Source organism: Arcicella aquatica, from assembly GCF_034928825.1.
Taxonomy (GTDB): Bacteria; Bacteroidota; Bacteroidia; order Cytophagales; family Spirosomataceae; genus Arcicella; species Arcicella aquatica.
Window position 1 is genome coordinate 43,589 of record NZ_JAYFUL010000025.1, and the last position, 24,287, is coordinate 67,875.

15 protein-coding genes are annotated in these 24,287 nt (G+C 34.0%); 10 read left to right on the top strand and 5 right to left on the bottom strand.

Annotation, left to right across the window (positions count from 1 at the left end):
- Positions 1–50 precede the first annotated feature (50 nt).
- The 4 genes from VB264_RS15110 to VB264_RS15125 form a co-directional block, all read right to left on the bottom strand.
- A complete protein-coding gene (locus VB264_RS15110; protein WP_323250632.1) occupies positions 51–3,239 on the bottom strand; it encodes a SusC/RagA family TonB-linked outer membrane protein in 3,189 nt (1,062 codons plus the stop codon).
- A gap of 639 nt (positions 3,240–3,878) precedes the next feature.
- Positions 3,879–5,225 (bottom strand): RagB/SusD family nutrient uptake outer membrane protein, encoded by a 1,347-nt coding sequence (locus VB264_RS15115; RefSeq protein WP_323250633.1) that lies wholly within the window; start codon positions 5,223–5,225, stop codon positions 3,879–3,881.
- Positions 5,226–5,245: 20 nt separating this feature from the next.
- Positions 5,246–8,359: a SusC/RagA family TonB-linked outer membrane protein gene (locus VB264_RS15120; protein WP_323250634.1), complete on the bottom strand. Its 3,114-nt coding sequence runs from the start codon at positions 8,357–8,359 to the stop codon at positions 5,246–5,248.
- Between the two features lie 353 nt (positions 8,360–8,712).
- The gene (locus VB264_RS15125; RefSeq protein ID WP_323250635.1) at positions 8,713–9,465 is read right to left on the bottom strand and encodes a patatin-like phospholipase family protein; all 753 of its coding nucleotides are present in this window, start codon (positions 9,463–9,465) and stop codon (positions 8,713–8,715) included.
- Positions 9,466–9,583: 118 nt separating this feature from the next.
- Here VB264_RS15125 and VB264_RS15130 point away from each other — a divergent pair, with 118 nt between their 5' ends.
- The 5 genes from VB264_RS15130 (at position 9,584) to VB264_RS15150 (ending at position 15,775) form a co-directional block, all read left to right on the top strand.
- The gene (locus VB264_RS15130; RefSeq protein WP_323250636.1) at positions 9,584–10,429 is read left to right on the top strand and encodes an MBL fold metallo-hydrolase; all 846 of its coding nucleotides are present in this window, start codon (positions 9,584–9,586) and stop codon (positions 10,427–10,429) included.
- Between the two features lie 179 nt (positions 10,430–10,608).
- Positions 10,609–11,355: an FKBP-type peptidyl-prolyl cis-trans isomerase gene (locus tag VB264_RS15135; protein WP_323250637.1), complete on the top strand. Its 747-nt coding sequence runs from the start codon at positions 10,609–10,611 to the stop codon at positions 11,353–11,355.
- A 19-nt stretch (positions 11,356–11,374) separates the two neighbouring features.
- Positions 11,375–13,528: a carboxy terminal-processing peptidase gene (locus tag VB264_RS15140; protein ID WP_323250638.1), complete on the top strand. Its 2,154-nt coding sequence runs from the start codon at positions 11,375–11,377 to the stop codon at positions 13,526–13,528.
- A gap of 430 nt (positions 13,529–13,958) precedes the next feature.
- Positions 13,959–14,900, top strand: coding sequence for a Brp/Blh family beta-carotene 15,15'-dioxygenase (locus tag VB264_RS15145; RefSeq protein WP_323250639.1), 942 nt, complete (start codon positions 13,959–13,961; stop codon positions 14,898–14,900).
- Positions 14,901–15,016: 116 nt separating this feature from the next.
- A complete protein-coding gene (locus VB264_RS15150) occupies positions 15,017–15,775 on the top strand; it encodes a bacteriorhodopsin-like (protein WP_323250640.1) in 759 nt (252 codons plus the stop codon).
- Positions 15,776–16,123: 348 nt separating this feature from the next.
- Here the strand turns inward: VB264_RS15150 and VB264_RS15155 are convergent, their stop codons facing one another.
- Positions 16,124–16,858: a carboxypeptidase-like regulatory domain-containing protein gene (locus VB264_RS15155; RefSeq protein WP_323250641.1), complete on the bottom strand. Its 735-nt coding sequence runs from the start codon at positions 16,856–16,858 to the stop codon at positions 16,124–16,126.
- Between the two features lie 397 nt (positions 16,859–17,255).
- Between VB264_RS15155 and VB264_RS15160 the strand changes: the two genes are divergently transcribed.
- The 5 genes from VB264_RS15160 to VB264_RS15180 all read left to right on the top strand — a co-directional run bounded on the left by VB264_RS15160 (position 17,256) and on the right by VB264_RS15180 (position 24,039).
- Entirely contained in the window at positions 17,256–19,091 is a 1,836-nt protein-coding gene (locus tag VB264_RS15160; protein ID WP_323250642.1) for a sensor histidine kinase, read from the top strand.
- A gap of 368 nt (positions 19,092–19,459) precedes the next feature.
- Complete coding sequence (locus VB264_RS15165; protein ID WP_323250643.1) at positions 19,460–20,095, top strand: transcriptional regulator; 636 nt, start codon at positions 19,460–19,462, stop codon at positions 20,093–20,095.
- Positions 20,096–20,215: 120 nt separating this feature from the next.
- Positions 20,216–22,117: a sensor histidine kinase gene (locus tag VB264_RS15170; RefSeq protein WP_323250644.1), complete on the top strand. Its 1,902-nt coding sequence runs from the start codon at positions 20,216–20,218 to the stop codon at positions 22,115–22,117.
- A complete protein-coding gene (locus VB264_RS15175) occupies positions 22,110–23,201 on the top strand; it encodes an ATP-binding response regulator (protein ID WP_323250645.1) in 1,092 nt (363 codons plus the stop codon). Before VB264_RS15170 ends, VB264_RS15175 begins: the two co-directional genes overlap by 8 nt.
- A gap of 325 nt (positions 23,202–23,526) precedes the next feature.
- Entirely contained in the window at positions 23,527–24,039 is a 513-nt protein-coding gene (locus tag VB264_RS15180; RefSeq protein ID WP_323250646.1) for a hypothetical protein, read from the top strand.
- Positions 24,040–24,287 lie beyond the last annotated feature (248 nt).

The following is a 24,287-nucleotide window of genomic DNA, read 5'->3' on the forward strand; positions in this document are numbered from 1 at the left end:
AATGAAAGAATCTCATTAGTTAAAATTCCTCTAAACAATGTTTGTGTTGTTTAGAATGTCAACTTCAATGTACCTCCTAGTCTTCTAGAACTTGGCCCAGTCAAGAATTCAAAGCCTAAGCCATTACCTACACCTAAACCTAAATTATCTGTATCAAGGTTCAAACCTTTAGGAATATGCAAAGCTTTATACCATAAGTTATTTCCCGATAAACCTATACTAGCACCTTTAATACCTAGTTTCCCCAAAAACTTTTTAGGTAAGCTGTAAGATAACGACACTTCTTGCAAACGGATAGTTGAACCATCATAAATTCTACCTTCGTCTCCAAAGAAATAAACGTTGTTGAAGTTAACATCAGAACCAGTTATTTGAATATCGTTTGCAGAACCGTCTGCTTTTACCCCAGGGAAGATAAATGTCTGAGCTCTATCATAACCTGTTTCGCTGCCAGATTCAATCGTTAAGCCACGTCCTAACAATGCACCAGCAGTAGATGAGTACAATGCACCACCATGACGATACGATACCATTACGTTCAAGCTCAAACCTTTATAACTAAATCCATTAATCATACTTGAAACAAAGGCAGGGTTAGGGTCGCCTAAAATTACAGGTGATGTCGTTGCTTGTAGGTTTCCAGAACCATCAATTAACAATTTACCTTCGGCATTTCTACGGAAGCCAGTACCTTTAATTACGTTGAAGGGCTGCCCAACGATAGCATAATTTCCTAATGCTGAACCAAAGCCTGTTACCTGTACCTCTTGTATAGTACCACCTAGATCTAGTACTACTGGCGTATTGCGTGAATAAGTCAAGGTAACATCCCACGAGAATGGTCCTTTTGTAACAGGCGTTCCTGTTAAGCTGAATTCTATCCCTTGGTTTCTGATTTTACCAACGTTAATTGTAGTGCTTGTATAACCCGTTGAAGCATCTAACGGAGCACTCGTGATTAAGTCTTTGGTATCTCTACGATACACAGTAAGGTCAAAGCCGATTTTATTATTGAATAATTTACCCTCTAAACCTAATTCCGTTTCAGTGTGCAATTCAGGTTTTAAATTTGGATTACCTAATGTATTATCTACTGAATGTGTTTGAATAGGTCCAGATGTTAACCAACCTCTAGCATTTTGATTTAAGATATTTCTAGTTTGGTATGGGTTAGGAAAACCAGCAGATGTACCAATACCTACTCTGAACTTTAAGAAATTAAGCGTATTGCTACTTAGGCCTTCAAAAGCAGAAGTAGGCACAAATGAAAGGCTGGCAGATGGGTAGAAAATCCTACGATATTCAGCCTCTACTGTTGATGTCCAGTCATTTCTTCCAGCCAAATTTAGAAACAAATAGTTGTCATAATCAGCCGTGATTTCTCCAAAAATACCATAACGTGTTTGTTCTGTAGTTCCGTTGGAAGCCACATTATCAATAAAGTTTGAGTGGCGGAATAAATTACGAGCCAATTGGTTCTGACTGGTGATATTATAGAACGAGAATCTGTCGTTTCTCATGTTTCCACCAAGTTTACCAGCAATAGTCAACTTATCAGTTAGCGTTTTGGTATATGAAAGAATCATAGAGTTATCCCAGATGGTATTCTTAAAGTTTAAGGTATTGTATAAACCATTTACAAATGATACCCCCCCCTTATTCAACATGAACTCTTGTGTTTCGTCATAGGTATCCAAACCTACTTTATAAATCAAAGCGAGCTCTTTTGTAATCTCTAAATTAAATGATGTAGCAGAAAAAAATCTGTTTACAACACCCGTTGTTTTGTAGTTATTTAATATCCATCTTGGGTTAGGGATATCGTTACCACTTCTAAAATACACAGAGCTACCATCTACAGGATTTTCGTAAGGCCATCCTGTTAAATCTACTTGGCGTGGGGTAAACATTACATTTGCCAATACCGAAGGGAAATCGTTAGCGTTGTTTCCTTGCCCAGCACTTAATGGTGGAGATGTTTGGTCTGTGTTAGAAAAGTTAAAAGAAGTATTAGCGGTCAGTTTTTTTGATAACTGAGCGTTTAATCCAAGACCTAAATTTAATCTTTTTAAACCGTTGTTAGGGATATAGCCTTGTTCATTATTATATCCTGCGGATATATTATAACTAACTTTCTCACCACCCCCAGAAATATTCATAGAAGTATTTGCAATAATACCTGTACGGAAAAAATCGCTAACATTGTTAGGGAAGAATTGCATGGTATATGGTGTAACGGATGCCACATACGATGCCATTGCATCTCTAGTAGCGGCATTTGTCAAAAATGCGTAAGGGTGCGTTGTTAAAGCTGTGTTGGTATTCTGTGAAGCATAGTTTTTTGCTTCTTCTAACGAAGGTCCCCAGTTACTAAAGAAGTACCCAAGGTTTTGTTGGAAACCACCAACATAAGAGTTTTGGTACTTAGGTAAATGAGCAGTATTGGTAAAAACAGATTGTGTAATTGAATACTCCGTTTTTCTAGCTTTTTTTGAACCATTTTTTGTAGTAACCAGAATTACCCCGTTTCTACCTTGGTCACCATAAGTAACTGTAGCAGCCAAACCTTTTAATACCGTTACGTTTTCGATATTGTTTGGGTCAATATCCAGAAAACGGCTTGAAGAGGACTGTCCACCACCAGTAAAGCCACCCCTTGTATTGGTATTAGAGTTAAATGGAACCCCATCTACCACAAATAAAGGCTGTACTGAGCCTGTAATTGAAGAATACCCACGTATGGTAATGTTTGTACCTGTACCAGTAACTCCAGACGTAGAAGTGATGTTTACCCCTGAAATTTTGCCTTGTAATACACGACCAATGTCTGATTGTGGCTTGTCTTCAATAGCCCGCTTGTCTAATGAAGTAACAGAATATCCAAGAGCTCGTTTCTCTCTAACGATTCCTTGTGCAGTTACTACCACTTCTGTTAGTTGTTGGTTGTCGTTAGTGAGCTGGATATTAATAACAGTTTGACTACCTACTGCGACTTCTTTGGGAGCGAAGCCAACAAATGTGAATCGGATTGTGCCACCTGAGCTTACTGGCAGAGAGTAATTTCCATTGGCATCTGTTGTAGTACCTTTGGTACTGCCTTTCAATTGAACAGACACTCCTGGAAGACCTGAGCCGTCCTCGGCTGTGGTCACTTTTCCTGTTACTTTTCTGTCTTGTGCATAAATACTTACGCAACAAGTCATCATAACGAGGAAAATCGTTAGTAATTTTTTGTTCATTTAATAATTTAGTTTGGGTTTAATTTGTTGTTATTATTGCTAACAGAATCAATTTAAAAAATTGTACTTTACAAACAAAATAATTATTAATTTTTTTTAATATAATATTTACATATGTGCTTATTTTTTAATATTTACCTATTTTGAATGATTATTTCATTGTGTTTGAACTAATATTTTTAGATAAAAAGGTGAAATCATCTGATGTATGCTTTGTTTTTATAGATGAACGGTAAATGAAGATAATGTTAAACGTACTCAATATACGAAACCTAAAAATACTTATGGCTTAAAATATCATTGATTGAGAATACCTAATTTGTATTTTTCTTAGAATGCAAAAATGAGTGTTTTTTCTGGGGAGTATAAATAACAAGCTGATAAAACTATAAATTTGTAGTTGAAGAGACATGATTAAATACAAAAAAATATTGGAAAACCTACAATACAAAAATAGACCGTCCCAATAAATTTTGAGACGGTCTATTTTGTATGAATCTAAGAATGCTTCATCAATAAAAACATTCTTGGACCTTCAATTAATACCCTTCGTTCTGAACCAAATTTGAATTGGCATCAGTTTCTCTCATTGGAATTGGGAAAACCAATTTTGGAGAAGAAATAGAAGTTAACTAATAATTAATAGCCAGCATTTTGAATCAAAGATTTATTAGTATCAATTTCTCTTTGTGGAATAGGAAGTATCAAAGCATTGGCATTATAGTCAATAGTACCTACTTTTATTTTATTTCTTTTGATATCAAGATAATTACTTCCTTCAAATGCTAATTCAAGTCTTCTCTCTTTGATAATATCAGATAGTGTTAGACTTGAGAAAATGTTAGCTTGAGCACGATTTCTAATTAAATTAATATCAGATAATGGAGTTGCCCCTATGGATGTACCTAAGCGAAAGTTACATTCAGCACGGGTTAAATACATTTCAGCTAAACGGATAATAGGTAAATCCCCGTATCTATCAGCAAATTTCAAAGTAAATACATTTCGATTAAGGACATTAAAGAATTGACCTCTAGTATCTTCAGGAGAATAGAGAGCTAAATGTTTTGACTGAATACGTATATCTCCACGTCCTTGGTTTGATGTAGAGGCATAAAAAGTATTCAAATCGTTAACACCATCTTGATCTGTAACAATAACTCTAAAAATTAATTCATCAGCATTGGTATCATCATTGAAGGCATCTTCAAAAGTAGGAGCTAAGCTATGTACACCAGAAGCAATAACTCTGTTCGCCGCATCACGGGCCAAAGCGTAATTTCCTTGTGCTAAATAGACTCTCGATAATATCGATGCCGCTGCATTTTTTGTTGCAAATCCTGTATTTGTCAACGATGAAGGCAATAACTGTTCTGCTTTAGTTAAGTCCTCTAATATTTGTGCGTATATCTGTCCTACAGTAGCACGAGTACGGTTATCTTCAGAAGTAATACCACGGGTAGGTGTTAACACTAATGGTACAGCCAAGTTTGTATTGTTATCACCATCTCCCCAAAATTTACCATATAAATTTACCATTTCGAAATATAACATACCTCTGATAAAACGTGCTTGCCCTTCTACAGAGGCTTTTTCAGCTTGGTCTACTTTATTAATAGCCGAAAGTACATTGTTTACTCTGTTAATGGTATTATAACTATCCATCCACAAATTTGTAACATCTCCATTTGTTGTACTAATTGTTTTTCTCCAGATTTCATCTAATGTAGTGAAAGTCCCACCAAAAACAACGTCACGATCATCAACCAATAATTCTTTAATATATTGGTTTCCGCCACCAAGGACATTTCCATCACTTAGACCATCATAAGCACCTACTAATGTTACTTGTACATCTTTTGAAGTGTTCAGTGCTGTTAATTCATCAATACTGACTTTAGGTTCAATATCAAGTTCTTTGTCGCAAGCGGTTAAAGTGTTAAACACTATGCCTGCAATCAATATATTTTTTATTATCTTATTCATATTATTTTCTTCAATTAAGATTAAAAACCAAGATTAATACCAAATGTAATAGTACGTGCTTGTGGTGCTGTGTAAAAGTCATACCCTTGGGCAATGTTTGAAACTACATCATCAGCATTTACTTCAGGGTCCCAACCAGTGTATTTTGTAAGAGTAGCCAAGTTCTGAGCAGAAACATAAACTCTCATACTATTGATTTTAGCCTTGCTTAAAACAGTTTTTGGAATGTTGTAAGCGAATGTTACAGTTCTTAAACGTAAGAAAGAACCGTCTTGAATAAACCTACTAGAAGGTTGAGCTCCATTGTTGTAGAATAAACGTGCTTCAGGAATATTGGTGATTTTGTTATCTGGTGTCCAAGCATTTAATTGGTCAACAGTTTGATTATCTTCAAAACGACCGTTGGCAGAAGAGAATCTACCTACACCATAAAAATTAATCTCGTTACCAAGTTGTCCATTAATAAAAATACTTAAATCAAAACCTTTGTAGCTAAAAGTATTTGTCATACCACCTGTCCAATCTGGTAAAGCTTTTCCTACCACCACTCTTTGTGCTTGTGTATAGACATTAGTAGTAGAACGATCAATAGAACCGTCTGCGGCTTTTGTATTTTTATACCACAAAGCATCTCCATTGTTAGGATCAACACCTGCATATTCGGCAGTAAAGAAAGTACCAATAGGTTCGCCTTCTACTGCACGGCTCATGTTATTTAATCCACCCTCAATAATTTGACCTTGAATATTAGTTACTTTATTGGCATTTCTAGCAATGTTAACGCTTGTTTTCCATTTGAACTGTCCAACTAAATTGTCAGAATTAATAACAAATTCGATTCCTTTGTTTTGTAATTTACCAATGTTTCTAGTTTGTGTAGCAAAGCCTGATGAGCCTGGTACGTTAACATTTAATAAAAGGTTTGAAGTGTTTTTCTGATAAATATCAACTTCACCTGATAAACGATTATTGAAAAAGCCAAAGTCAACACCAAAGTCAAATTGATCAGTAGTTTCCCAGCTTAAGTCTGGATTAGCTAGTTGAATAGGTCTTTGACCAGGAACTGTTCCATAACCAGCATCCCCTGCATATAAACCTCTTTGAGGGAAGTTGATCGTGTTAGTAGAAGCACTACTACCATCAGCACCAATTTCAGCATTACCTGTTCTACCAAAACTTGTACGAACTTTAAGGAAACTAATGCTTTTATTATTTTTCAAGAAATCTTCTTCAGAAATTACCCATCCTAGTGAGGCTGCTGGGAAGAAACCATATCTTTGGTTAGTTCCGAACCTAGACGACCCATCAATACGAGCGCTTACTCCTAACAAATAACGATCATTGAATTTATAATTTGCTCTAGCAAAATAAGATAAGAAACTAAAAGCAGTTTCAGATGAATTACCATCCGTTTTACGTGCTGCCGCAAAAATTGTTTGGTATGAATCTGAAGGAAAGTCTTGACCTTCGATAAAATGACGTTTGGTTTCAGATTTTTGGAAAGAGAATCCTAAAGTAGCATCAAAAATGTGTTTATCGAAAGCCTTAGTGTAACCAAGGAAATTGTTTGTGTTGAAGTTTTCAACACGAACAGTTCTTGAACGACCCAAACCTCCAGGAACACCAGTATTTCTAGCTGTTAAAGAATTATAAAATTGTTCTTCCAACTGATTTAATACATCTACACCATATTCTGAACGTAGGAATAAATCTTTAGTGATTTTTAATTGTCCATACACACTACTAATCGTGCGGTTTACTGTTGTGTTATAAAACGCATTGCCCAGATTAACAAGTGGATTATAGTAATAAGGAATACTTGCGTCACCAGGAAGCGATCCTGTTGGTAAACCAGTAGTAGGGTCTGTCGAAGGAGTCATTGGCGGTAATGCCACCATTTGCATTGGGTTATCAAACTGACGGTCACCAGATAAACGTTTGTTCAACGTTCTTGACATAGACATATTAATACCAACCTTGAATCTATCTGTCAAGGCATGTTCTAAGTTCATACGACCAGTTGCTCTTGTTAAGGCATTTCCAACTAATATCCCTTTTTGGTCTAGATATTGACCAGACATAAAGATGGATGTCTTTTCTGTGCCACTAGTGATATTCATATCATATTGGTTCATTGGTGCATCTTGATAAGCTAAATCTCCCCAAGCAGTTGAAGTTTGTTGAGGAGTACCAAAAGTGCCAAGACTTTGTGTTACATAGAAATTTTCCATGTAAGAAGTATATGAATCAGGATCGGCTTGATCTAAACCGTCAATTCTATCAGAATTTGCAGCTGCTTGTCTATAGAATTTAACATACTGTTCTGTATTAAGAAATTGTAATTTTTTAGTTGGTTTACTTGAACCAACTTGGTATCCAAAATTAACTCTAGTCTGTCCAACTTTACCTTTCTTAGTAGTTATTATAATAACGCCATTAGCCCCACGAGCACCATATATTGCAGAAGCAGCGGCATCTTTCAATATATCCATTGACTCAATATCTTGAGGATTAATATCGGCTAAGGGGTTAGTAGCACCAAATTGAAAAGATAAGTTATTTGTTGTTAGTGGAATACCATCAATTACAAACAAAGGCTGAGTATTGGCAGAAATAGAAGATTGTCCACGAACGTTGATACGAATACCTTGTCCTAGTTTACCACTACCAGCATTTACAAGCACACCTGCCGCTTTTCCTTGAATTGCTTGATCGAATGAAGTAACTGGCATGTCAGCAATATCAGTAGATTTTATTTTAGCTACATTACCAGTCATGTCACGTTTAATTTGCGTACCATAACCAACAACTAATACTTCTTCTAATGATTTAACATCTTCTTTCAATACAACATTAATTACAGACTTACTTCCAATTTCAACCTCTTGAGAAGCAAAACCAACAAAACTAAAAACTACCGTTTTTTGATTGTTTGAAACGCTCAAAGAGTAACTACCACTTGCGTCTGTTTGTGTACCTTTAGAAACACCTTTTACTTGAACTGTTACACCAGGTAGAGCAGAGCCATCGCTTGCTGCAGTTACCTTTCCTGTAATACGACGATCCTGAGCAATCATACTCAATGAACATCCAAAAAACAGCAATAGATTGATAAATAATAAACGTTTGTTCATGAAATATTGGGGTTAATTGATAAAAAAATGGTTTACAATTTGTACTTTTTAATGTAATTGATTTTTTGAATGCTTTTTTTTATAAATTTTTCAATCGTTTTGAAATATTATTTTTGTAGAATATTAAAAAGTGAATTGAAAAATATAGCTGAAAAGTCTATTTTTTTTATAAAAATGAAAATTTATGTTATCAAATCAATCACTTTTTGAGAAAAAAGTAAAATTTATGAATTTGGTCGTTTTAGTTAGATGGCAGAGAGGAGAGTTTTGCTAAGTTAAAAACACTTTCGTAAAATATCAATATAAAAGTTAATAAAAAAATAAAACTTGTACTTTTTTTATATTAATTTATCTTATAATATATTTTCAGGGAGCGATAGTGATTTTGCAAATTCATAACCTACTTTGAAGATATTGCTAGCTTTACGAATATCCTGTGGGTCAAAGTTCTTGAGAAGAGGAGGTTCTATTAGAAAATTGCATAATCCTAACCGACTTTTAGAGTTGTTGTTGATGGCTAAGAAAAGTGACTTTTGAACCATTGATGCCATTGATTTTGGTATTTGGTTCATACCATAAGGATTGCAATGACTACCAATAATAAAATCGTATTTGCCAACCAATGGTTCTATGGGCATATTGTTTAAAATGCCACCATCTAACAATGTTTGATTATTCATCACGATGGGTTCGAAAAGCCCTGGAATACAGCACGAGGCCATGACGGGTTTGAGTAATTCGCCCGAAGAAAAATAAATAGTTTCGCCAGCATACAAATTAGTAGCATTGATGGTAAGCGGAATTTTGAGGTGTTCAAATGAATTATGGGGAATATATTTTAGATAAGCTTCTTCAGCACGTTTCATGTTTAATAAGCCTACTCGGCTCCAAGCAGGGCGTAATGCACGCAATGTATTGGTTGAAACTACTATTTCATAAATCTTATCGGGCGAATACCCCGCACAAAACATTGCCCCTGCAATAGCACCTGCACTACAGCCAGAGATACCCGAAATTTCAATATTTTTTTCCTGTAGGGCTTTTAGTACGCCCAGATGAGCAATACCTCTGGCGCCACCACCGGAAAGGACTAGACCGATTTTCATAGTGTTAGATTGTTTTTTCTCAGTAATACTGATTGTAATCCGTTCGTGTAAAATACTACTCAAAGTAAGCAACTTCTTATAAATTGCAAAGCTTATTTGAAACAAAATCATATTTAGAATGAAATTACATACCATAGATGCAGGATTTTTTAAGCTAGATGGCGGAGCCATGTTTGGTGTGGTGCCGAAATCTTTTTGGCAAAAAACAAATCCTGCCGATGAAAATAATCTTTGTTCATGGGCAATGAGGTGCTTGTTGATAGAAGATGGCAAGAAGCTTATTTTGATTGATACGGGTATGGGCGAAAAGCAGGATGCTAAATGGCAGGGTTATTATTACCGTCATGGCGAGGGCGATTTGGTGAAGTCTATTAGAGCAAAAGGTTATACTGAAAATGATGTAACAGACGTGATTCTGAGCCACCTGCATTTTGACCATTGCGGAGGGGCAGTAAAATGGAATGCTGATAGGACTCATTTTGAGATGACTTTCAAGAACGCTCGCTATTGGACACACTCAGAGCATTTTGAGGAGGCTATGGATCCTAATCCTAGAGAGAAAGCTACTTTTTTTAAAGAAAATATTTTGCCTATTCAGCAAGCTGGGCAACTGTTTTTTACAGATAAAGCCATAGAAAAACCTTTTGATAATATAGCCATATTAACCGCCGACGGACACACCGAGAAGATGTTGATGCCTTTAGTAACTTATCAGGATAAAAAGATATTGTTTATAGCCGATACCATTCCCTCATCATCACATATACCAGTGCCTTATGTGATGGGTTACGACGTTAGACCGCTGCAAACGATGGAAGAAAAAAGTACGTTATTAAATAAAGCAGTAGAAAATAATTGGATATTATTTTTTGATCATGACCCAATGTATGACTGTGCTAGCATAAAAATGACTGAAAAAGGCTTTAAACCAGCACACATCGGCAGATTAGATGCTTTTATTTGAATTCTATTTAGCCATGTCGAAATAATTTTGTTGCATCAGTTTTCGTTATTAACTTTAAGAATTATAAAAATAAGTTTATTTATATTATTTCTCATTCAAACAAAATATCTCTTGAATCATGGGCGAATCGTTCAGGGGTATTTTATAATTTTAAGATTGATTCGTTCCTACAATAACAGATGAAATTAAAGAATATCTTACTTTGCTCAAGCGTAGTTTTGACTCCATTTTTTGTAAATGCACAAACTAAACCAGCTACTAAAAAAGTGGCTGTAAAACCTAAAACAACTTCAGTTATACCAGCTCATACCACGGCGCACTCAGTTTCTTTGGCTTCATTAAAAGACTCGGCTAGTTATGGACTAGGAATTTTGGTGGCACAAAATTTTAAGATGCAAAACATAGAAATTAATGCAGAGCTTTTACAAAAAGGCTTTAATGAAGTAATGAAAGGAGCACCTACGCCAATTACGGATATGCAGGCGAATCAGTTGCTTCAAAAATATATGCAAAAAGAGCAGTCGAAACAATTTGAACCAAACAGACTGGCAGGTGAAAAGTTTTTGGCTGACAACAAAAAGAAAGACGGAATCGTTACGTTAGCGAGTGGTTTACAGTATCAGATTTTGAAAAAAGGGGATGGCCCAATTCCAATAGCGAGTGATAAAGTAAAAACGCATTATCATGGAACATTGATTGATGGAACGGTGTTTGATAGTTCAGTAGACAGGGGTGAACCAATTTCGTTTCCAGTGACTGGCGTAATTCAAGGATGGGTAGAAGCCCTTCAATTAATGCCAGTGGGATCTAAATGGAAATTGTTTGTACCTTATGAATTAGCGTATGGCACGCGTGGAAGTGGCCCAACAATTAAACCATATTCTGCTTTAGTTTTTGAAGTAGAATTGTTGGGTATTGAAAAATAGACTAATGAAAAATAAGATGATGAAATACTTTCTTGCTCTTGTGCCAATTTCGCTCTTAGCGTTTTTTGGACTACAGTCCTTCTCGCACAATAATGGTAGCCTTTCGGGGGCTGATTATAAATTTGCGGCTGATGATTTACAACCGACTGCTACTCAAAAGAAAGTCGAAAACTTAGTGACTGAAATCCTGAGTAATTATCATTATCGTCGTGTGCCTTTGAATGACTCGCTTTCTTCTAAAATCTTCGATAATTATATCAAAGAGTTGGATTTCAATAAAATGAATTTCACGGCGAGTGATATTGATGGTTTTGAGAAATTCCGCTATCAGCTAGATGACCAATTGAAAAATGGTGAGTTGACCGCTGCTTATCAAATCTATAATGTGTTTAGAAACAGAGCAAAAGAACGTTTTACGTTTGTGGCATCTATGTTATCAAAACCTGTGGATTTTAAGGCTGACGAAACTTACACTCCTGACCGTGAGAAAGCTACATGGGCAAAGTCTAAAGAAGAATTAGATAATATCTGGAGAAAAGCGGTTAAGAGTACTTTGCTAGACTGGAAAATTAGCGGTAAGGCAGATACTTCGGCCATTAAAGATTTAAGAGAACGTTATAAGCGTACGGAGAAATACTTTGATAAGACGAAGAGTGAGGATGTATTTCAACAGTTTATGAATTCGTTTACCGAAAGTGTAGACCCACACACTACTTATTTTATTCCTAAAACGGCTTCTACTTTCAACCAAGAAATGGCTCAGTCGTTTGAAGGAATCGGAGCAACCCTAAGAAACGAAGGCGATTATGTAATGATTGTTGATTGTATCGTAGGAGGGCCAGCTTTCAGAAGTAAATTACTTAACCCGAAAGATAGAATAGTGGCAGTGGCTCAGGGAGATGATAAGCCTTATCAAGATATTGTAGGTTGGTTTACTGATGATGCCGTTAAGCTTATTAAAGGCCCTAAAAACACGGTAGTACGTTTAAAGATTTTACCAGGTGATGCTCCGATAGGTTCGGTACCTAAAGAAGTACGTTTGGTACGTGAGAAAATTAAATTGGAAGACGGAACTGCTAAGAAAGAAGTATTAAACTTCAAACGTGATGGCAGAGAGTTTAAAATAGGTTTAATTACTATACCGCTTTTCTATCGTGATGCAGAAGGTGCTAGAAATGGCGAACAAGGTTATAAGAGCACAACAGCCGATGTAAAAAGATTCTTAAATGAACTCAAAGGTGATAAAGTTGATGGTGTAATTGTTGACCTTAGAAATAACGGTGGAGGTTTCTTGAACGAGGCTGTAAGTTTAACTGGTTTGTTTATTTCACAAGGACCAGTGGTACAACGCCGTCAGTCGGATGGAGAAATCAATGTAGAAAACGACAGAGATCCATCTATTACTTATGATGGACCATTAACGGTATTAGTTAACCGTTTCTCTGCTTCAGCTTCTGAAATCTTTGCAGGTGCTATTCAAGATTACAAACGTGGTTTGGTAATTGGCGAGCAAACTTATGGAAAAGGAACAGTACAAAGTTTAGTAGATTTAGACCGTTTCTTGAAAGGCGAGCCAGAAGGAGTAGGGCAGTTGAAAATAACGATGGAGAAGTTTTATCGTGTAACAGGTAGCAGTACTCAACACAAAGGAGTAACACCTGATATCGAGTTGCCTTCTTCTTTCAGTGCATCTGAATTTGGAGAGAGTTCTCAGCCTAGTGCTTTGCCTTGGGATATGATTGCTTCAACTAAATATTCGCCTACGACTGATATTACAGACCAAACTGTGGTAAAATTGAGAGCTTTATATCAAGATAGATTAAAAACGGATGCTGATTTGAAAAAATTAGTAGCTGATATTAACTATATTAAAAAAGCGAAGGAAAAGAAAACTATTTCATTACAAGAAGACAAACGTCGTAAAGAAATAGATGAGCAAAAGAAGAAAAATTTAGCTGAGTTAGGTGAAGAATTGACAGGGGCTACTGAAAAAGAACCTGAAAAGGCTCCGACTGATTCAACTGGTATTGCTCAAGCAAAATTGAAAATTCTGAAAGACAGAAGAAGTAAAGATACTTATCTGAAAGAAAGCGAAAGAATCATCACAGATTTAATTTTGGTGAATCCAACGTCGCCTCAGATAAAGCTTAGTAATGTAGAGAAGAAGAAATAGGTAATTAGCTGTAAGCATTAAGCTGTAGGCTGTGAGCCAAGTCAATAAAAAAGTCTTTAGGAATTTTCCTAAAGACTTTTTTATTGACTTATTCTGTCTTTATCCTTGCCATTTCCACCCGCCTTTACGCTTCTTTAGTGTTAGTACAGTGTAATACTCATTACATGACTCCAAGTAATGCCATAAGTAAATTTTATCTCATAATTTATCTTTCATATCTAATATCTGAGGTTTTTATTATTCACAAACAAAAAAGCGGTCAGAAAATTAGTTTCTGGCCGTTTTTTTGATTTTAAAAATTCAGTTGTCTCTCTCGCTTTGGATGGTGGAATATTACTACTTAAAGTGGTGATTTTTTGCTGAGTTAAAAAAAATAAAACAAACCTATTAAATCATAGTTTAAATATTACCAAACTAAAAAAGAAAAAAGGTGCAATTATTTAATAGACTTCAGAAGAATCCAACTTGGCTAACGATTTTGCTAGGCTTCATTTTACTGATTTGGCAGTTTTTTGTGGTTACTTTACCCCAAAATGTTCAGATAATTTTCTTTGTATCGTTGATACTGTTAACGGGTATTCCACACGGAGCTTTAGACCATTTAATTCAAGAAGCTACATATAAAAAACTGAATAAAAAGTATAATTTCAAAAGGTTTCTTTTAAAGTATATACTAATAATGCTAGTTTATGGAGTAGTCTGGTATTGGTTTTCTGGATTAAGTTTATTGATTTTCTTAATTATTTCAGCATGGCATTTTGGGGAAACAGATTTGGAAAAAGCTCCCAAGAATGTTTTGATTTGGTCATTTACTAGGTTAATTTATGGATTCTACATCCTATCATTTATTCTATTGACAAACGTAAATGAAGTAGAACCAATTATTATAAAAATGGTTGGGAATCAAAGCTATTTTATGATATGCTGGAATTTTATTGTGTTGAATGTCAGGCAGATACTTTATTTGCTGGGTTTGTCATTTACAACAATTTTTATTATCGCCCAATCAAAATATCTAATTAGTTTTGATAAATTAAGGATTGTACGTCTTTGCCTGATTCTTTTTTTATCAGCATGGTTACCGCTATTTCCTGCCTTTGCGCTTTATTTTGGGGGATGGCACGCTTTGTGTGCTTTTGATAATATTCTTGAATACCTACAGAAAGATTATCCCACCCTTTCGTTTAAGTTGATTTATTTAAAAACCCTGCCTTTTACATTGCTTGCAATTGCCTCTTTGTGTGCTTTTCTTTGGTATTGCAACGCCTATTTTGCATCCTTCGACCCCTTTCCTATACTATTTATATTCATTTCTCTCATCACACTACCCCATTTAATTGTTACTCATCAAATGAAAAATGACACAGAATAAAATTTGTTTATCTTTTTTTTGAATTTATTAAACATAATTGCGAACACTATGTTGTTGAATTGAAATAGTATAATTTCATGTTTAAAAAATCCATTATAACATAAACTTTTTTTATTATGAACACATTCAACATCCTCTTGAATGGTAATCTCCAAGCTGGAGATTATATCGGATTCACTTTTTTTACAGGCTATATGTCTATGTTAGCCGCCTCCATCTTTTTCATCGTTGAAAGAGGTACAGTAACCGACAAATGGAAAACGTCATTGCTGATTTCTGCATTGATTACCTTTATTGCCTCTGTTCATTATTTTTATATGAGAGGCGTATGGTTGGAAACAGGTACTTCACCAACTCAATTTCGTTATATCGATTGGACTTTAACCGTTCCATTGATGTGTATTGAATACTTCTTAATCTTGAAGCCGGCAGGTGCAAAAGGTGGAATGTTGGTTCGTTTATTAGCGGGTTCAATTTTAATGTTAGTTGCTGGTTACATCGGCGAGGCAATCACTCCAGAAAATAATGTAATGTGGGGAATTATCTCAACCATCGGCTGGGCAGTAATCATTTATGAAATTTATTTAGGAGAAGCTTCTAAGTTAGCTGCTAATTCAGGGAACACTGCTGTAATTGAAGGCTATAAAGTAATGAGATGGTTTACCTTGGTAGGGTGGGCAATTTATCCAATTGGATACTGTATGTTACCAGGTAATATTCTTCATGGATTAGTTGAAGGGGCTGATTTTACCAAAAATTCACCTGTAGATTTGGCGTATAATATTGCTGATGCTATAAACAAGATCGGTTTTGGTTTAGTAGTTTATTCTATTGCTAAAAATGCTACTGCAGCAGAGCAAGCAAAACTTGCATAGTTAATTACAAAAAGAAAAAAATTGAGTAAATAGTAAAGGCAGGGAGTTGCGTTCCCTGCCTTTTTCTATTGAACACAATTCATAACATCCTCGAAAGAATTGTGAATTGTGTTATTAACGTACACTTTTCAAAAAATGTTTCTTTATAAGTTATTTTTTGGAATAATCTTTACAATATCCCCATTGTTCCACCTCTTTAGATATGTAACGATAAATAATCAGCATTCTCTGACTGCAAGCATCGACCAACTGGTGGTTTGTAAAACCACGGGTATGGGAGTCCAGCATCTTAGATGCGGACTAACCAGCGCAACAAACGTTAACTATTTGAATGATAGTCATTTATTTTCATTTTTTCCAGAATTGCCACCATTTTTTCTGCTTAGCAACAATACTACCGACAACAACAACTTCGCCCAATAAATCTGTTTCAATAGGAATTACTACAAGGTCTTGAGAGATGCTTAAATCCCTCATGTTAACTGTAGTTTCAGTTCCTTTATAACCAATAGCCATAGTAATTAATGTGATATTATCTGCTAATACAGCATCTGGTATAAGTAGTTTAAATTGTCCTTCGCCATCAGTATTTATACCCTTATTACTTCCTTTAATCCCAATGATAGCACCCGGTATTGGTATTTTGGTATCCTTATCAACAACCTTTCCTCGCACAATATTTTTCAAACTGTCGGTAGATAACCCAACATTAGCGTTTTTTGAAAATAAAGTTAATTGATTATTTTCGATAATTTCTTTAGACGGAGTATTGCTTTTATTCGCAAAAGAATTGCCTGTAGTACCCAACAAAATAATGCCTGCTAGTATATTATAATATCTTGCAAAGTTTGTTTGCTGTTTATAGGCAATAGGTCTATTGAGTTGTTGTTTTGTCAAACGACCGCATACTTTACCAGAAGCTTGGTTCATTATTTCAAATATCTCTTTATCGGATAAAGCGGTAAAGTCAATGACAGTTTTTGAGCACTGCGAGCAATATTTCCCAATATCATTTTGTGTCATTAAAGACCAATCTTGCTCACACGGGTTTTTGATGCTTAGTAGGTAAGGTTGTTTTTTCATTGCTAAGTGATGATGAGGAACTTTAATTTGTCATATTTAAGCTTGAATTTAGCAAAAAAAACACCATTGTTAACAGTTTTCATGATAATAAGTAGGCTAAAATACTTTCGTGAAGAAAACTCTCTCGTGTGTTCTATGTTTTAAACTTGGAAGGATAAATAAACCGCAGTCTTTGACAACCTAAAACCGAGTCAGCATTTAAGATGCGGACTAACTGGCGAAGTTTGTACTATAAACTATTAACTTAATTTATTAAAAAGTTTGGCAAACTTTTTGTAGGCTCTGTGACATAGAAACGACTAACATCACCCCTAAAACTAGTGAAATTTAGGGGGCTATTTCTTGATTAGACTTTTAATATATTAAATTTACTCATCACTTTAACACAAGCATATAAATGTCTTTTTTGAATAATAGCCCATTATTAAACCTTGATTATAGTATATTAGAATTTTTAGATGATAGTGTTTTTGCGATGAATGCGAACTATGAATTTCTCGCTTTCAACCAAACATTTTCCGAACAATACAAATTATTCTTTGGTGAATATCCAAAATTAAATGAAAGAGGTTTGGGCGTTAATCATATTATCTTTGGCAAAATAATTCAGAATACTTATGAACGAGCATTTCAAGGAGAGCATTTAGAAATAACTGAATTTGTATATAATCAATATTTAACCTTTAAAATTCAACCAGTTTTTGAAGCAAACAAAGTGAAATATATTATTGTATTGATCAAGGAATTTACCGAAACTGTAAAACTAGAGGAGATGGTTTCACAGTATCAATCCAAATATCAATACCTAATAGATAATATAAACGACGTAATTTTTCAAACCGACTCAGTTGGCAACTGGATTTTCTTAAACAAATCTTGGACTAATATTTTTCAATACACTATTGAAGAATCTATCAATAAGCCATTTTATCAGTTTCTTCATCCAGAAGACGTTGAAAAAAACGAACTTCTCTTTGAACCCCTTATTAATCGTCAAAAAAGCTATTGTAAACACATCATCCGCTATTTAACAAAAGCAGGAAGTGTAAGATGGATGGAAGTTTTTGCTACATTAATCATCAATGAGCAAGACCAGATACTGGGTACATCGGGTACTTTAAAGGATATTACCAACGAAAAAAGCAATGCTCATATTTATGAATTGCTATCTAATAATATCAAAGACTTAGTGTGTATTCATAGCTTAGATGGTACATATCTTTATGTGTCGCCCTCTATCAAAGAGCTTGCAGGATATGAACCAACAGAATTAATTGGCAGAAGTCCTTACGATTTTTTTCATCCTGATGACCTCAATATTATTCAGCGAAATCATCATAAAACCTTGAATGACAATACCAATGACCTATATGCTACTTACCGTTTCTTGAAAAAAAATGGTGAATATATTTGGTTAGAGACCAACACTAGGGCATTTTTTGATGAATACGATATTGCCAATAGAATGATAACATCATCAAGGGAAATACAAGAAAGAAAACGTGTTGAAGAAGGTATGGTGAAAGCCTTGCAGAAAGAAAAAGAGTTGAACGAAATCAAAACAAGGTTTTTGGCTATGGCATCGCACGAGTTCAAAACGCCCTTATCTACCATTCGTTCTAGTACAGATATTATAGAAGCATATACGCTACAAATTAATGATGAGAGAATTCGCTTGATTTCTAATCATTTGGCAGCTATTCAATCAGAAGTTACACGTCTGACAGATTTAATCAATGAAACCTTAATACTGAGCAAATTTGAAACTGAAAGATTGACAGTCCAAAAAGAAGATGTTGATTTAGTAAAACTAGTAAAATTTGTTGCTGATAGACAAAATCAACAGCAAAGAGATGGAAGGACAGTTGAACTAACCATTTATGGTAAGCCTAGGACCATTAAATTAGATGCTCAGCATTTTGTTCATATCATAGATAATTTAATTTCTAATGCTTTTAAGTATTCACTAGAGCGTCCTAACCCCAAAGTAAGCTTAATATTTGACGATGAAACGTATAAAATAACCGTTCAAGACTTCGGTATTGGCATACCGAAAATAGAACAGAAAAAGGTATTCTCTTCTTTTTTCAGAGCCAACAATACTCAAGACATTGTAGGTACTGGTTTAGGTCTATCAATCGTACAAAACATGGTAAAACTAAGTTTGGGAACTATTTCATTTGAAAGTACTGAAAATTATGGTACTGTCTTTGATATTTCCTTTCCTTACTGAACCAAAATGCTTGCTTATCTTGATAAATTAACAATACTTTATTTTTTAGAGTAAAAACCCCTATTTTAAGGGATTGCAAAAGGTGATTTAAAAGTTTTACTTTGTAATGTCAAGTTTGAGTACTAATACCTAATCGCAAGTTTTTAAGCTCTCCGCCAAGAGCTTAAAATAATAAAAAACTTGATTTTTATGAGTAAAACTAAATTGATATGAAGTCGGGTGGATATTACTGTTAGCTTAGTTGTATTCTGAAAGCATTTAGGGTTTTAAATTATTTTGATTATTTAATAAAGCCTTAATGTATATAATGTTTCATTTTTTTTTAATCTTGCTAAAAAAAAGAAACACACCACTTATAAACGAAAGCGATGGATTTATTGATAGGAATCATTGAAGATGATCATAATTTAAGAGATAACATTGAAAGATTTTTCTCATTATACCCAGAAATTAAAATCATTTTTTCTGTGAATAGTATAGAGAAATTTTTACGTGAAAATAAATCAATAAGCCAAGAACCATCATTGATTTTTATTGATATAGGTCTTCCAGGAATTTCTGGTATTGAAGGTATCGGAATTATTCGTAAAAGTTACCCTAATTCCCATATTGTGATGATAAGCGGTACTTGTAATGAAGAGACCGTTTGGCAAGCTGTAAGTGCTGGGGCAAATGGATATTTATTAAAACCACTTTCGCTCAAAAAAATTATTAAACAGATTGATATTATAAAGAATAATGGGGCATTGATTTCGCCTGAGGTTGCATCTATGTTGTTTTCGAGAATTGCACATAAAACCAAAGAAAAAGAAACAATCATTGAAGGCGTACTGACTAAAAGAGAATTGGAAGTTGTTGACTATTTACTAAAAGGACAAAGCTATAAAGAAATTGCAGACAAATTGTTTATTAGTTACTCAACAGTGAATGACCATATCAAGAAAATATATTCAAAACTAGAAATTAATTCAAAAGGAGAATTGCTGGCATTATTCATTAATTAAAAAAACGTATTGATATATGTATGCCTAATTTATCCTTTTGGTAGATGATAGCCCTAATATATAGCTAAAAAGTAAAGCTTATTGTGGCGATAAAAATCGCTACAAGAAAATTAGATTTCAATGGTATTTATACAAAAAGACATAGCTTTAGAGCTGCATTTTATCTTGAATGAAGTTCCCTATGCAGTTTTAATAGAAGATAATCAACGAAAGTTACAGTATGTAAATCCTAGTTTTTGCAAACTATTTAGTATTCCTCTGCTACCAGAACAAATGGTAGGTTTTGATTGTGCTGTAGCCGCTGAATCTGTCGCACACCTCTTTAGAGATGCTCAAGCCTTTTTAGAAAGAATAGCAGAAATTCTTGAAAAGAAAGAGCCAGTACGACAAGAATTGCTAGAATTAGTAGATGGTAGGTTTTTCCTAAGAGACTACCTACCTATTATCAATAATGACTTATTTGAAGGGCAAGTTTGGATTTATTATGACTATACCAAAGCTCATAGTTTAGAAATAGGGAAAAATAAATTGAAGAAATTCTATGAGAACATCCTTTTGAATATCCCTGCCGATATAGTTGTTTTTGATAAAGAACATAGGTACTTATATGCCAATAAAACAGCCATTCAAAACCAAGAAATCAGAGAATGGATTATAGGAAAAGATGATTTTGAATATGTGAAGCTCATAGAAAAAGATATTAGTATTGCTCAAAAAAGAAGAGCGTTATTCAATCATGTAATTAATAATAGAGAATCTAGCGAAATAATAGAAGAAACCACCACTCCTTTAGGAAAAACTCAGTATAATCTAAGAAGAATACATCCATTTTATACTGATGAAAATGAATTAGAGTTGATTGTGGGTTATGGGATAGATGTTACTTCTATCAAAAATGCCGAGGAATTAATAAATCGTAAAGAGAAAAGTTTAGCTCAAATCACCGAGATTTTAAATATTGCTGTAATTGTCATCGATAAAAATTTAAATGTGACTTATGCCAACTCTTCATTTGATACAACATTCGGATATAATGCTAGTGAAATAATAGGCAAAAAGATTCATGAGATTAAGATAGATTTTTTTACTGGAATTAGGGATGAAATATTGTTATCACAAAAAAAGGGTGAATGTCAAATTCATACAAGAAAGTTTCAATTTAAAGACAAATATGGTTCAAAGAAACATTTAAGTGTTTCTTGCATTCCTTCTCTTACTATTGATACGAATGAAATATTTTATGCTATCTTTTTTAGTGATGTCACTGACCAGTATTTGGCTTTCGATGAATTACAAAAGATTGTTGAAAAAGAGAAAAGACTGAATGAGCTTAAATCAGGTTTTGTAAATATTGTTTCGCATGAAATGCGCACACCGCTCTCTGTTATTCAATCTAGTGCACAGATTATTGAAATGTTGAGTGAAAATGATAGCCTTGATAAAGAAGCTATTAATTTTCATACTACCAGAATTGTGAGTGAGGTAGTAGGTATGGAAAACCTAATGGAGGAACTTCTTTTAATCAGTAAAATAGAAAGTGGTAAAGTTGATTTTAAACCTTTCCCGCAAGACTTAGAGAATTTTGTGAGGGTGATTATTCATGAAAAGTATGCTCAATTTGCGGATGGCAGACAGATGAGGGTTATCGTGAAAGGTAAAAAACAACAGGTAGCATTTGATAGAATGATGATGAATCATATTTTGAGTAATATCATCGGTAATGCTTTTAAATATTCAGAAGGTAAATCATCACCTACTATACAACTAAACTATCGCAATAATGCTGTAAGCGTAATGGTAGTAGATGGTGGTATAGGAATACCTGAAAAAGACATGCAAAATTTATTTAAAGCCTTTTCGAGGGCTTCAAATGTAGAAGGAGTGAAAGGCACAGGTTTGGGCTTGCATGTAGTCAAATTTTTTGTTGATTTTCACAAAGCAAAAATTAACTGTAGGTCTCAAGTCAATAAAGGAACGAGTATTTTACTTGAATTTAATTACAAACCGTATTCAAATGCCTAAAATAGTATTGATAGAAGACCAGTTGCAGTTGGCAGAGAATACCAAGACAATCCTTGAAATCAATGGGTTTAATTGTTATGTAGCAAATAGAGGACAGGAAGGGTTAGACCTAATAGAGCATATCAATCCATGTTTGGTGGTTTGTGATATTAACTTGGATGAAATTGATGGATATGAAATTTTGAGACAGATAAGGTCAAATCCTCGGTTTGTTAGTTTGCCCTTTATTTTTCTAACAGCCAGAGCTGATTTTGTGGATAAAAGAAGAGGCATGAATGCAGGGGCAGATGATTTTTTGACAAAACCTTTTAATGCCCGCGACTTGGTAGAAACTATTCGTGCGCGTTTGGAGATGAGTAGTCAGAAGAATGAATCTGTAGGCATTGAAATTAAAAAGAATGCCATTGATGTATTTTATCATGTTTCCAATCATGAATATCTTACGCCACTCAATGGGATTCTTAATCTAAGTGAAATATCACTAGATATGGTTAGAAATAACCAATATAAAGACATAGAACCATTACTTGAAGGAATTTATGCTTCTGGGGCTAGGATGTTGAGAACCACTAGAAAGCTATTATGGTATAATCAATTATCCAACATGGTCAATCCTTGGGAAAAAACATTGAAATCATTTAATAGCAAACTCAATGTACCTGAATTGCTTAATGAAATCATCAGAGAAGTTACCAAAAGCTCATTAAAGGTATTAGACATCAATGTTAAATCACACGTTTCAAACTTATACGGTTATCAAGAGGATTTAATCAAGATAATGTTTACTGAGCTATTCCAAAACGCTGTGAATTTTGCAGACCCTAGTCGTAAAGTGTTTTCGGAAGATAGGTTAGAAAATCAGATGTTTGTGTTAATTATTCGCAATAACTACTTTGGAAAATATACGATTAAGACAGATGATATAAAACCATTTTTTCAAGCACATAATCCTAAAGATATGAAAGGAACTGGTTTGGGTTTGTATATCGTAAAAGAATGGGTTGAGTCAATTAATGGAGAATTTGAAGTAAATGGAGAGGGTCAATTATTCGACGTAGTTATTAAGATTCCATTGAATGTTTAGTTAAAAATTACTTAGGCGGATTATATAAAGGCTTAAAGCTAATGCATTAAGCCTTTTTTTTTAATCATAATAAAAGCATTTTTATTTATTTGAATAATTTCATTCTAGTCATAAAATTATGATTATAAATCATTGAATACAGAAGCCATCATCCTGATTAAAATCACTAATACACTTCACAACAAGATAGCTCTAAGCCTAAAAACTTAGAACTACTCATAGAAATCTGTATGAAACTAATCCAATTGCTTAGCAATAAGTCCGAGACTTCGATAAAAAGAAGTTGAAAAACTCCCTAAAAATTTATTTTAATTAATCTTATATTATGAGAGCAAATTTTACTACTATATTGATTATAGCAATTATTTCATGTACAATGAAATCTTGTGTTAGCTCAAAAAAATACAATTTTCAAATATTAGAAAAAAAAAGGTTCTATGAAAACTTTAAACGTTCTCAAATTGAAGTACGTGAGCTAAGAGCTAAAAACCTTACTATCACCGAGGAATACTTAAAACAAGATGAAAAAAGGAAATTTGAATTAAAGGCTATTGAAGAAATGCAGAAGGCATATAAACAAGATTCCTTAATAAGCCAAAAGCTATTGAGTGATGCTGATAATAAAATTAAAGAGTTGATGTATTTGAAAATGGAATTGACTGCGCATAGTACTCATTCAGAAAATCAGATTTCTGAATTAAATATGTATATCAAAAAACAAAATAGTACGATGAATTTATTGACCAAAAAGCTAGTAAATGAAAGACGTTCCAAAAAAGAATTAATGATTTTTATCAAAGAAAAATTAAAAGAAAAAAATCTTTTAAAGCTAAATTGATGTATGAAATTAGATAGGTTTTTTGATAGTGCTATCACTATTTGAAATATAATTCCTATTTAGGTGTGTAGTAATCTATCTCACCAATTCTTTTTAAGAGTTGGTGATTTTTGTTGATATTACTAGGTTAGTTTCCCCAGCTGTTCTATGTCTTTCAGACTTGGAACGATAAATAATTCGTAGTATCAGACTGCAACCGCACCCCAACTAATGGTTTGTAAAATCATGATTAGGGCAGTTCAACAAGT